Here is a 13,199-nt window from a genome sequence, read left to right on the forward strand (position 1 = left end):
GCTTAAAAGTTTTAATGTTCCTAATATATAGTTTTGATTTATTATGGTAAAATATTTATATTATGCAATTTTAAATATAGGTGGTGAAAAGTAATGAGTACAGTGTTTCGATTTATTCATGCGGCAGATGTGCATTTGGGCTCCTATCTTAATATAAATGGTAAACCGCAAGATGAAGTACAAGACCTCTGTAAAGTGGCTGTATATGATGGATTCCAAAGAATATGTAGTAAAGCTATTTCCTATAAGGTGGATTTTATCTTGCTTTGTGGAGACGTTTATGATAGCTATTTAAGGTCAGTAAGAGGGAATAGATTTTTCGTTAAACAGTGCATAAGGCTAGGTGAGAAAAATATAGGTGTATATGTTATTTACGGCAATCACGATGCTACGAATGAAAAATGTGAATTATTTGATATGCCAGTGAATGTTCATATTCTAAGTGCTGATAAAGCTGAGAGCTTGGAAGTTTACAAATCAGGGGAAGTTATAGCAAAGATTATTGGAAAATCATATAAACATCGCTCCGAAAGAGAGAAAAGTTATGAGAGTTATTCATTAGATAATGATGTTTTTAATATTGCAATGCTCCATACTGCACTTGAAAAGGAGAATAAAAATTACATTCCTTGTACTTTAGAAGAGCTTAAAAAAGTTCCTAATATAGATTATTGGGCACTTGGACATATTCACAAACCCAGTATTTTAAATGCTACGAAACCTATTATAGCCTTTTCAGGTATTCCTCAAGGACGTGATATGGGAGAACAGGGAATAGGGGGAGTTTACCTAGTTGAAGCTTTAGGGAAAGAAGTTATAAGCATGGAGTTCTTGCCTATATCAACGATAATATATAAAAGTGTAGAAATAATAATAGGTGATGCGGATAAAATGCAGAATTTTAGTGATTTAGTAAAATTGATTTTAGATAAAATTAGTTTAATCTATGAAAATCCTGACCTATTTAAAGAAGTTAAAGGAAACATTATGCAAGTAATAATAAGAGGAAGAACAAATTTGCATAATGAAATAACTGGGATGAGAGAAGAAGATTATGAACAGTTTATGGAAAATATAAACGAAGAACTGGACCATTTCAAATATTTTATGTGGATAGATTCCATAATATTTAGGACAGGGCCCATTATGCAGAATTTTGAAACACTTAAAATACAAAATTCTATTTTTCAGGATTTAGAGGAAGTAATTAACTTATGCACAGGGGATAGTGGTTATAGGAATGAACTTCTAAAAAACTGGGGATTAATTTGGAAAAAGCAGATTTGTACAGAAAATATAGAAGAGGATAAATTTGATTTTAGTGAAGAAATTATTCAAGATATTATATTACAAGCTAAAGAATTAGTTATAGAAGAGTTAGTCTCAGCGCTAGAGATAACCTAAGGGGGTGAAAGTTTGAAAATAACAGGGCTAGATATCAGAGATTTTGGTGTGTTTCAAGGTGAAAAACTAGAGAACCTCGGCAGTGGCATAATAGTTATTGGTGGAGCAAATAGGTCTGGCAAGACAAGCCTTATGCAGGTACTTAGAAATATGCCTTTTGGACTTTCACAAAGCAGTAATATACCGCCAGCTAAATTTAAGTATGATGTGAGATGTGATCTTTTGACAGAGGAGGGGGAGAAAGTAAATGTACTCCTTAATGGATTTAGTAACCCCGAGATAGTTTACAGTGGGGAAAGTGTAAATAAATCTAGTAAAGGCCTATATAATATAGATAAGGGTACTTACAAAGAACTGTTTACCATAAGTCTTGATGAGCTTAATAAAAGTTCAGGGTCGGAAGATAGTAATCTACAGTATATATTACTAGGTGCAGGGTTTAAGCATATTGTGAAAATACCAGAGGTAGCTAAAAAATTAAGAGAAAAAGCTAATGTAATTGGGGGAACTCGTGGAAATCCATCTACTAAAATGTTTAAGCCATTTGTGGAAAATATTAAAAAGGGCGTAGAGGGAAGAAAAAAATCTATGGCACTTTTAGATACCTTTGTGCAAAAGAAAAATATTTTGCAGCAGCTTGAAGATACTATAATTTTAAAGGAAACTGTGCTTCAAACTAGTAATAATAATATAACCAAATTAGAGTTTCTAAAGCATAATTTTGAGCTTAATAATAATAAGCAAGATTTAGAGGCACGACTTCTTGTTTATCATTTTAGTGATGGCGAAATATTTGAATATAATATAGAAAGAGCTAATGCTCTAAAAAGCCAATATAACCGGGAACTTACGCATTACAATGCAGACAACTATGAATTTCAAAGGGGTGCAGCTGTAAGTGACATTAGTAAAGAGTCCCTGCTTCAAAATAAGGTGCAAATTAATAGTTTCTATAATGGAATATCAGGCCTTAAAGAAATGACTAAAAATGTGCTTTCTATGCAGGATGAATATAATGAAAGAACACAATCACTAATGAATAAAATAAAAAAAGCTAACGATAATTGGACTAGTTTTAGTGACGTTATTGAGATTAATTGTGATGAGGTTCAGCAAGATATTTTAAACCGAAATATTGAAGGATTTAAAAAAACAGAAGGTGAAAGAATAGCTTATAATAAAAGAATTCAAGAACTTAAAATTCAAGGGGAAATTATAGAAAAACAAAACGCACCTTATGACTTTGGCGCTGCACTAAAAAAGTATTTTTATTTTACACTTATAATTATGATTTTAGGCTTTGGTCTATACTTTATGGATAAACTTTTAGGAGTTTCAATAATAGTAATGGGAGCTATAGGAACATCGGTATATCTATTTATAAATTATTCCAGTAGTAAACAAATAACAAAACAGAATATGGATATTAAAGTGCAAATGGATAATAGCCAGGTTAGTTTTAATGAAGCTTTGGCGCAACTTAAAGAAATAGAGGTGGATTTGCGGTCGCTAGAAAATATAATGGACGAATATAGGGATATTTTAAAGCTTGATGGAAGAGTAACAGAAGAAGGAATAAAAGATTATTTTAAAATGGCAGCTTATTTAAAAGATGAAATATCTCATTATAATTTATTAGATAAGAAACTAAATAAACAGTTTAGTGATCTATGTGAATCACTAAATAGTATAGTTAAAGTGCTTGTTAAATTTCCTGTTTTTAGTAGCATGAGTTTAGAAGGTATAAACACAGACAATATTCAAAATGCATGTGATGATATATTGCTAAAGGTAGAAATTGTATATAAGCATTTGATATTAGGTGAAAAAACTGAAAATAGCTTTTCAAAACTTACAATGGTGCATGAGGAAATATTAAAATTTCTAAAGAAAGATGATTCAGAGGATATAGTTTTTGATATAGAAAATTATATTGTTCAAGGTGAAAAATATATAAAATATAAAAATTTGAATATGGAATTACAAATAACTCAGGAAAAGTTATTACAAGGATTGAGGAGTCAGCCTATCAAAAGGATCTTATATGATAAAAATGAGAACCGTAAAGAGGTTGACGAAAATAAGAGTTTATTAAAAATTATCCAAGATTTATATAAGCAGTATCAAAGCTCAGATGAGCTAAGTTATGAATATGAGATTTTAAGATGTGAAATAAAAGTACTTCTAGAGGATTTGGATAGTTTGAAGAATAGAAAACAAACATTAAAAGATGAAATACAAGCTCTAAACTCTGACGAGATGCTATTACAGAAGCAGGAAGCCATTAGACAAGCAAGAACTCAGTTAAGGCCGCTTGCAGAAAGATATGCTATTTATAATACAGCTGCATTATTTTTGGAAAAGATTAGAGAAAGGTTTCTAGAAAACACCAAGGATAATCTCTTAAAAGGTGCTAGTGAAATTCTAAGTGATATAACCTCTGGGGAATACAAAGACATTATGCCTATGGAAGATTTAATGCAAGGAGACTTTAAAACTGTACTAAAAGATGAGCGTATTATGGCCAGTTCCAAGCAGTTGAGTAGAGGTACAAGGGAACAATTATTTTTGGCGGTTCGTATTAGTAGGATAAAAGAAATTCAGCCAGCCTTGCCAGTAATACTTGACGATTCTTTTGTTAACTTTGATATTGCACATACTAAAAATACAGTTAAAGCTCTTGTAGAACTTGCAAAGACACATCAGATTATTGTGCTTACTTGTCATGGAGTATTAGTAGATTTAATAAGCGCGCAGTCAAAAGCAGCTCAGTACTTTAAATTAGACAAGGGTAAATTCACTAAAAGTTCAGGTGGGGAATTAGTGGAATATCTAAATGAGCTTTAGTAATTATGATTTGCTTTGAAATATGGGTGTAAATAATGGTATAATTAATTCTTAAAGCATTATTAATTTAATTAAACGGAAAGCGAAGTGGTACTTATATTGAAAAAAGTAATTATTGCAGAAAAACCATCTGTTGGAAAGAATATAGCTGAGGCTCTAAATGTTAAAGTGAGAAAAGATGGATATTTAGAAGGTGAAGATTACATTATAACATGGGCTTTTGGTCATTTGTTACAGTTATTTGATGCAAAAGACTACGATATAAATATGAAAAGTTGGAGACTTGAAAAATTTCCGTATATTCCAGAAAAATTTCAGTATAAAGTCAAATGTGATAGTGCGAATAGGACAGCTGTAGATAAGGGTGCGGAAAAACAGCTTAATATAATTAAAAGTCTAATAGACAGACCTGACGTTGATGCGGTTATCTCAGCAACAGATTTTGATAGAGAGGGACAGGTTATTGGGGACGAATTATTCCTATATTTTAATGAGAAAAAACCTGTATTCAGAATGCTATTGAATGAGTGGACACCAGAAGAAGTAAAAAAAGGGATTGCTAATTTAAAGCCTAATGAGCAAATGCAATCACTTCAAGACGCAGGTATTGGTAGGCAATGGGCAGATTGGATTATAGGTATAAATTTAACTTCGGTAGCAACATTAAGATACAACTCTAATGACAAGAAGATATTAAATATAGGGAGAGTTCTGTTACCAACATTAAAGATTATTTATGACAGAGATAAGGAAATAGAAAATTTTGAATCCTCTACATATTATAAATTAATAGCAACTTTTAAAACAAAAGATAATGAAGAATTTGAAGCGATTTATTATGAAAATGATAATGAAAAATTCGACGATAAAGAAACACCAGAAAATATAATTGTACTTTTAAAAGATAAGAATGCTGAAATTATTGAAAAACAAATAGAGAAGAAAAAAGATTATGCACCGTTGTTATTTAATTTATCAAATTTACAAGGATATGTCACAAGTAAGTATAAAGGTTGGACATCAGATAAGGTATTAAAAGTTGCACAATCACTTTACGAGAAAAAATTTATAACATATCCGAGGACAGGTAGCGTTGCATTAGAAGAAAGTTTAAAAGAAAAAACTAAAAAAGTTTTAGATTCATTGAAAATAGGCTTAATATATGAGAAACAAATTAAATTTATTGATAACAAAAGAATATTTGATAATTCAAAGGTAGAAGGTCATAGTGCGATAGTACCAACCTACATGAAACCAAGTGGGGTGGGCAGTGATGAAATGGTTGTATATAATGCAATTAAAAATAGATTTATAATGCAGTTTTTACCCGTGGCTGAATATGAAGAAACTAAACTTATTACTAAAGTAAACGAGACTGACATTAAAGGTATATTTGTATCGAAAGGAAAAGTTCAAACAGTTGAAGGATGGCGTGTTGTTGAGAAAACAGAAAATAAGGATACTATTTTACCAATGGTATCAGAAAAAGAAGTTGTATATGTTGTTGATAGTAATGTAAATACTGTTACTAAAAAACCACCTAAACACCATATTGAAAAGACTCTTTTAAGAATCATGGAAACTTGTGGTAAGAATTTTAAAGAGGAAGAAGATACAGAAGAAATGATGGCTTCTATTCTGAGTGGTTTCTCCATTGGAACACCTGCTACCCGAGCAGAAACCATTAAAAAGTTGAAAGATGTTGGATACATTCAAGCAAAAGGTAAAAACCTAATATGTACAGAGCTTGGGAGAACTATAGTTGAAATATTCCCATGTAAAGAATTATTGGATTTAGAGTATACTGGTAGGTTAGAAAAAACATTATCTGATATAGAAAAAAATAAGTTTGAAAAAGAAGATTTCTTGGATATGATTAAGGAGTTTACTATAAATGCAGTAGATTCTATAAAAAATGATATATCTATGTTAAACACCTTTAAAATTGAACTAAAAGAGGGAATAGAAAGTGTCGGTAAATGCCCTACATGTGGGAATGATGTAATAGAAAGTGAAAAAAACTTTGGGTGTGTTAATTGGAAGAATGGCTGTAAATTTACAATATGGAAAGATGATAAATACATTCAATCATTTGGTAAGAAGGTATCTAAGGATATGGTTGAATTGTTACTTAATAATGGTAAAGTAGGATTTAAAAATTTAAGAAGCAAAAAAGGAACTACATTTTCAGCTTATTTTAAATACATATTAGATGATAAAACTGGATATTATAATTGGGAAATAGAATTTATAAAATGAAGCAGAAGTAATTACTTCTATGTACGGATAAACATTGATAAATGAAGAGTCAGTAATGAGATTATTTTGCTCATTACTGGCTCTTCAGTATATATAATAAAATTAGATGTAAAGGTATAAATAGAATTATTACTTAAATAAATCCTCTATAGGAACTTTGAGGGCTTTAGCAAAGGCTATTATCTCATAATCTACTATTTCTCTTAAACAATTCTCTATTTTAGAAACCATAAGTCTATCAATATCTATGCCTTAATACATTAAGTCTAGCAGTTATAAATTGGGCTACTTATAAAAAAATGAACTTGATTTAAGATTTAGTGCTTATGGGAAATTAGCTACAAAATCAAAAGCAGACTGGGCATTTGTTCAACATATGATTCATCATATGGCTGATGATGGCGTATTGCTGTTTTACTTCCTCATGGTGTGCTTTTTAGAGGGGTAGCAGAACTCTGTAAAAAGTCGAGTATATGATAGTGCGTTGGTTGATATCTATGGTTAGTATGTCCGTAAGGACTGACGAAATTGGGAATGTACGGGTCTAAATGAAGGATATTTAGAAATGAATATTACCTCGTCCGAGGGATAAGTGAGGATTAGTAAAAATCGTGACTCTGAAAATCCGTATACTGTTAAAGGCAGTATCAAGCTTATAGGCTCATACCAATGACCTAAAGATATAATATGATATGATAGGAATAACGGAACAAAGAAAGCTAAGAATATTCGTATTATTCTTTTAATAATAAATGCATGTGTAGGACATAATAATAGTAGAAAGCGAGGTGAATATTCATTGGCAAAACAAACAACGCCTAATTATGTTTTAACTCTTAGTTTAGATATAAATAATAGTGATGAAATAATATTAGATAAAAGATTTGAAATATGTAGAAAACTTTACAATGCTATTTTAGGACTAGGGTTAAAGAAATTTAATGCTTTAAGCGAATTAAAGGTATACAAAAAACTAAGAAAAGAATTAGCAGAAATCAATAAATTATATTTTAAAGATAAAGAGAGTAAAAAATTAAAAATATATATTGAACTAAGAAAACAAAAATACAAAGAGTTAACTAATTTATTAGGAGAATATGGCATTAATGAATATTTATTTATAAATAAAATGACACCTATGTATAAATCATTTAATAAAAATATAGATAATAAAACTGCTCAAGCATTAGCAAGCAGGGCGTGGAAAGCTTTAGAAAAGTTAATATTTAAGGATGCGCAAAAGGTTAATTTTATTAGATATGATGAACTAAAAAGTGTTGAAGGTAAATGGAATAAAAGCGGAATAACTTATAGAGATGGAATTATTAAATGGAATGGATTAAAGATTCCAGTAATTATAAAATCTAATGATATTTATGCTCAAAAAGCTATTCAAGATAGAATTAAATATTGTAGAATAGTAAGAAAATATATTCGTGGTAAATATAAGTACTACGTGCAATTAGTAATGGAAGGTATACCACCAGTAAAATATAATAAAGAAACTTGTGATATAAAAAGAAGTGTTGGATTTGGTAATGTTGGAATAGATATAGGAACTCAAACAATTGCAATATCGAGTAGGTATGATGTTAAATTGTTAGAATTATGTCCTGAAATTAATAATATTCAAGGTATAAAAACTAAATTATCAAGAAAATTAGATAGACAAAGACGTGTTAATAATCCTAATAATTATAATGATGATGGAACTATCAAATTTGGTATTATGATTAATAAAAAGAAAGAGAGATTAACATGGGTTAAGTCTAATAAATATATTAAAACTCAAATGGAATTAAGGGATATTCAGAGGAAACAAACTGATATTAGAAAACAATCTCATGAAAAGTTAGCAAATCATATAATTTCATTAGGTGATAGAATTCTAGTTGAAACTATGAATTATAAAGGATTGCAAAAAAGAAGTAAAAAAAACACAATTAATGCGAGGACTGGTAAGTTTAATAAGAAAAAAAGATTTGGAAAGTCTTTAGGAAATAAAGCACCTTCTAAATTAATAGACATAATTAATAGAAAACTTAAATATGATGAACTGGAAATATTGAAAATAAATACACATAAAGTAAAGGCTAGCATGTATAATCATTTTACTGATGAATACATAAAAAAAGAATTGAAGGATAGATGGGATATTTCTACTGGAATTCAAAGAGACTGTTACTCTGCATTTTTAATAATGAATGTCAGCAATGATTTAGAAAGTATTAATAGAAATTTATGTTTTGAGAGTTATGATAATTTCAAGCAATTACATGATAGAGAAATAAATAGACTTAGAACATCAAAAGAAAATGGTAATAAATTAATAGCCAGTATGGGAATATAAATATTAATAAATATGGTTTTGAACCGAGCCATTATGCTATCGTTAATGGGCTAAATGTAGTCTTTGGTAGTAAAAGTCTTATTATAATTAGATGAGTCATACTATGTTGTAAGATATAGAGGAAATACAATTCCTATAAATGAGAGTATTATGGAAGTTTAAAGAGATAAGAACCACATGTCTTCAGAGATGTGAGATTCAGGATAGTAAGGTTACAGACCATTATGCTATTATCCCAACAGGTGAAGGTCTTCAAAACTATTTTTCATTAAAAGATTTAGAAAAGAAAATTTATAATTTGGTGACTAGAAGGTTTTTGGCAATATTTTATCCACCTGCTGTGTATAACAAAGTTTCTGTTATAACCAAAATTGACCAGGAAAGATTTTTTACCTCAGATAAAGTTTGTACAGAAATAGGTTATTTGGAGGTTTTGAAACCTGCTAGTGATAGTAATGACAACGAAAACAAAAACATGAAATTTTTAAGTACCCTTAAAAAAGGTCAAATCGTGAAGCTGGAAGATTTAGTTGTAAAAGAAGGTAAAACTTCTCCTCCTAAAAGATTTACTACAGGTTCAATAATTATAGCCATGGAGAATGCAGGTAAACTTATTGAAGATGAAGAACTAAGAGAGCACATAAAAGGCTCTGGCATTGGTACAAGTGCTACGCGTTCGGGAATTTTAACAAAGCTTGAAAAAATAACATACATTAAAGCTAATAACAAAACACAAGTGGTCATGCCTACACTCCTTGGAGAAATTATTTATGATGTGGTGAAAAATTCTATCCCTACGCTTTTAAATCCAGAGTTAACAGCTAGTTGGGAAAAAGGACTAACCATGGTTACTCAAAGTGAAATAGCAGGAGATTTGTACATGGATAAGCTTGAAAACTATATAATCAAAAATACTGATAGAGTACTTAAATTAAATAATGGAGCAAGGCTTAAAAGCAATTTTGATAGAGTAAGTTCATTTTACAAAAATTCAAATGGGTCAGAATAACGTGGCAAATTAAAAGAACCATATATTCAGTAGAATTTAAGTCTACTCATATATGATTCTTTTTTTTACTCGATAATTAGTTCAAATAATTTTTTAGCTGCTTTTTTAGGACCATGTTTTTCTTGCCCTTTTATACCAAGGGAAGTCCGAATTTGTCCAACTTTTACCCCTGTTTTGAAAAATTCTTCAAAGTAATTAACTAGAAGTACATCTACTAGTTCCTGTTTTTGAGCAGGTCCAAAAGGATTTGCGAAATATGAGGTTACAAGGCCAAGTTCAGTAGTAGTGCCTTTTGACATTCTTGCACCTGTTTTACATACATCAATGGCGTCCTTTGGATTTGTAAAGAAATCAATTTCGGGAGTTCCGTCCTTTACTTCTTCATAATTATTTGCATAAAGGAATAAGTCTATAGGGTATCCTTTAATAATATCTTTATAGCTTGCTACAGGCATAACAAGTCTTGCGTTAATTTTATCAGGATTCATAAATATACTTCTATCAATTTCTTTAAAGGCATAACCTGCATCTAAATCATCAAGTCTTACGAAAGCACCAATTTCTGTTCCATAGGCGAGAGGCTTCTTACCTCCATTCATATTCAAAACGCCCATGTCATCAAAGACTATGGTCATGTCGCTTATATAATCTTCACTTAAGCTTCTAAAAGCTTCTAAGCACTCAGACTTACCAGCACCACTATCACCCATAATAACTACATTTGCACTTTTACCATTATTCATAACAATGTTTACCATTGCACCGTGGATTGGTAAATAGCCTCGTTTAATCATTATTAGGTTGTGCAGAGTTAAAGTCATTTTTTTCACATATCCGAAGTAATCAATTTCGTCGCCATAACTTATATAGCCGAGCATAATATCATTTTCTACATCATCATAAAATATTGTTTTAATTTTAGAGTAAGAATCCTTAGCACCAAAAACATAAACTATATCCGGTTTAATGTTTGTATATTCTTTTTCTCTTGCCATTTCAAATAGATTACATAGAGTTATTGCATGAGCCATAAAATCTCTGTGAATGTAGATAAATGCAAGCAGTGTACCCACTTTAGCTGGATAACAAAACCAATGATCTGTGCTTATGGAACAGTCTTTAAGTGGATTTTCAAAACATTCTTCAAAAATGCCATCACGAGTATTCTTTTTAGGATAGCTAATATAAGGTAAATCTAGCATTATTGTATCGATAAAGGGAATGTTCTTTAATATTTCATATCCAGAGGGTATAGGCCAATTTACATTATTAACAATTAGTCCAGCATTACCACCAGCAGGTAGCTGCCTGTAAACAGTAGGTTTGTGGCCAAGAACATTCTCTTCAATTTTTCTGTATAAGTTAAGAATGAGCATAGAGAAATCATTGTTAGCTTCAACAAAACTTGTCTTTTCCAAACCCTCATTAATTTTATTGTTTTGAATTACAGTGTATCTTTCAAGCCTTCTCCAAAAACTGTAAAAATCTTCTATAAAATCAACGAAGTTATCCTTTAAGTTTATAAGGGCACTGTATTTAGTATTTAAATTTATAATTTCATTTATGTTTAATACCGATAGTAATTTAAATAAATGTATAATGAAAACATCTAACTCTTCATTTTCTAAGTGTGCATTTTGTAATAAATATTTATAGCTATTTGATTTTTTCTTTTTTATTTTTTTAAGATAAGCGTTGAAAACTCTTCTAAAACCTTCACTTTCCAGTAGTTTCTCAGGGCTGTTACAATATTTTGCAGTAAAATTTATCATTACCTTGTCGTTACTTAGAGAAAATTCTTTTTTCAAAGTTGCACCTCCGTAAAATTTATAGTTGTTAATAAATGAAGCTTATATAATCCGATATCGTCATAATTATCAGTTGAAATGACCGTTATCTATTATTATACTTCAATTATGAAGTATTGACAACAATAAAATTGCAAAAAACATATTCTATATTATTGTAAAAAAAATAATAGTGTAATTATTGGATATTCTAAGATATACTATATTATGTACATTAAATGAAATAGACTAACATATTGATGTTTTATTTTAATTTGTTTTAGAAGGAGTAAAGGGGGGTGATATAATGAAAAATAAAAAATTGCCTCATTTATTGGCAATTATCTTAATGGTGATGTGGAGTTTATCTTATTTAAGCATAAAGGTTATAGTTAATGAGGTCAACCCTGCTTTATCAGCATTTTATAGATTTCTAGTAGCCGCAATAATATTATTTATAGTACTTAAAGTAAAGTTTCCAGATGAAAAAGTTTTAAAAGAGGATAGGTTTAAATTGGCATTGGGTGGGCTCTTCGGGATAACAATATATTTTATTTTTGAAAACTCGTCTGTAGCATATACCTCGGCATCAAATGTGGCTATTTTAATATCTACGATACCTATTTTCACCTTGTTTTCTCAAAAAATAATTTATAAAGAGAAGATGAGCTATGGAAAAATTATTGGCGCTACCTTAAGTGTAGTTGGAATTATTATAATAATTGTATCTAAAGATAGAGTAAGCTTTTTTTCGAAGGGAAGTATAGGAGATTTAATGGCCCTTGGAGCAGTATTTTCTTGGGTGATTTACAATATGGTTTGTACTAGTTTTAAAGGTAACTATAAAAGTATAACTATAACCACTTATCAAATAATATGGGGGGCATTATTTTTAAGTCCTTCACTATTTTTTGGTGGTCTAAAAATTCCTTCTACTATAGTTATATTAAACATAGTGTATTTATCCATTTTCTGTTCTTGTTTTGCCTATATAATATATGTGTATTGTCTAAAAGAACTTGGGGCAACTGTTACCACTACGTATATAAACTTACAGCCAATTATGAGTCTAGTTGCAGCTGCAGTGATCCTAAATGAAGTAATCACTGTTTGGCAGGTAATTGGGTGCGTGGTTATAATAATAGGAGTAACTTTAGTGAGCTTTGAAGGTAAGTTTAATTTTCATCTGGAAAAATAGCATTTATTACATTTACGATGGTTTGATTAGCAATTTCATAATTAACCTGAAGTCCATTTCGAGTGCTTTTTATAATTCCTAAAGATTTTAGCTTTTGTAGATGTTGGGAAACGGTGGATTGAGGAAGGTTTAGACAATCTTGCATATAGCTAACGTTGCAACTCCCTTTTCCCATAAGTCCTCGTATAATACATATTCGTACAGGATGGGCAAGAGCTTTTAGTAAATCTGCAATTTCTGTATACTGCTCATAATCATTTTTCATAAAAAATCTCCTAACTATATTTTGATTGAATAGGTTATATATTTTTATATTAATATATAACGTTATAAATGTCAATATTT

8 protein-coding genes and 1 pseudogene are annotated in these 13,199 nt (G+C 30.0%); 7 read left to right on the forward strand and 2 right to left on the reverse strand.

Going from position 1 to position 13,199, the window contains the following annotated elements:
• Nucleotides 1-93: 93 nt before the first annotated feature.
• From ACREWB_RS08050 to ACREWB_RS08075, 6 genes and pseudogenes are all read left to right on the forward strand, one after another.
• Complete coding sequence (locus ACREWB_RS08050; protein ID WP_431546938.1) at nt 94-1,404, forward strand: metallophosphoesterase family protein; 1,311 nt, start codon at nt 94-96, stop codon at nt 1,402-1,404.
• A 12-nt stretch (nt 1,405-1,416) separates the two neighbouring features.
• Nucleotides 1,417-4,251 (forward strand): AAA family ATPase, encoded by a 2,835-nt coding sequence (locus ACREWB_RS08055; RefSeq protein ID WP_431546939.1) that lies wholly within the window; start codon nt 1,417-1,419, stop codon nt 4,249-4,251.
• A 99-nt stretch (nt 4,252-4,350) separates the two neighbouring features.
• The gene (locus tag ACREWB_RS08060; protein WP_431546940.1) at nt 4,351-6,510 is read left to right on the forward strand and encodes a type IA DNA topoisomerase; all 2,160 of its coding nucleotides are present in this window, start codon (nt 4,351-4,353) and stop codon (nt 6,508-6,510) included.
• Between the two features lie 307 nt (nt 6,511-6,817).
• Nucleotides 6,818-6,963 (forward strand): annotated as a pseudogene (locus ACREWB_RS08065) (N-6 DNA methylase); the annotation flags it as partial.
• Between the two features lie 346 nt (nt 6,964-7,309).
• Complete coding sequence (locus tag ACREWB_RS08070; RefSeq protein WP_431546941.1) at nt 7,310-8,860, forward strand: RNA-guided endonuclease TnpB family protein; 1,551 nt, start codon at nt 7,310-7,312, stop codon at nt 8,858-8,860.
• Between the two features lie 139 nt (nt 8,861-8,999).
• Nucleotides 9,000-9,869 (forward strand): DNA topoisomerase, encoded by an 870-nt coding sequence (locus ACREWB_RS08075; protein ID WP_431546942.1) that lies wholly within the window; start codon nt 9,000-9,002, stop codon nt 9,867-9,869.
• 65 nt (nt 9,870-9,934) lie between these two features.
• Here the strand turns inward: ACREWB_RS08075 and ACREWB_RS08080 are convergent, their stop codons facing one another.
• On the reverse strand, nt 9,935-11,677 hold the full coding sequence (locus ACREWB_RS08080; protein WP_431546943.1) for a phosphoenolpyruvate carboxykinase: 1,743 nt from the start codon (nt 11,675-11,677) through the stop codon (nt 9,935-9,937).
• Nucleotides 11,678-11,963: 286 nt separating this feature from the next.
• On the opposite strand from ACREWB_RS08080, the gene ACREWB_RS08085 reads away from it, so the two are divergent.
• On the forward strand, nt 11,964-12,854 hold the full coding sequence (locus ACREWB_RS08085) for a DMT family transporter (RefSeq protein ID WP_431546944.1): 891 nt from the start codon (nt 11,964-11,966) through the stop codon (nt 12,852-12,854).
• Here the strand turns inward: ACREWB_RS08085 and ACREWB_RS08090 are convergent.
• Nucleotides 12,832-13,119, reverse strand: a complete 288-nt coding sequence (locus tag ACREWB_RS08090) for an ArsR/SmtB family transcription factor (protein WP_431546945.1) — start codon at nt 13,117-13,119, stop codon at nt 12,832-12,834. The genes ACREWB_RS08085 and ACREWB_RS08090 overlap by 23 nt on opposite strands.
• Nucleotides 13,120-13,199: the final 80 nt, after the last annotated feature.

Origin of the sequence: Clostridium sp., from assembly GCF_050717635.1 — a bacterium.
Taxonomy (GTDB): Bacteria; Bacillota; Clostridia; order Clostridiales; family Clostridiaceae; genus Clostridium_AD.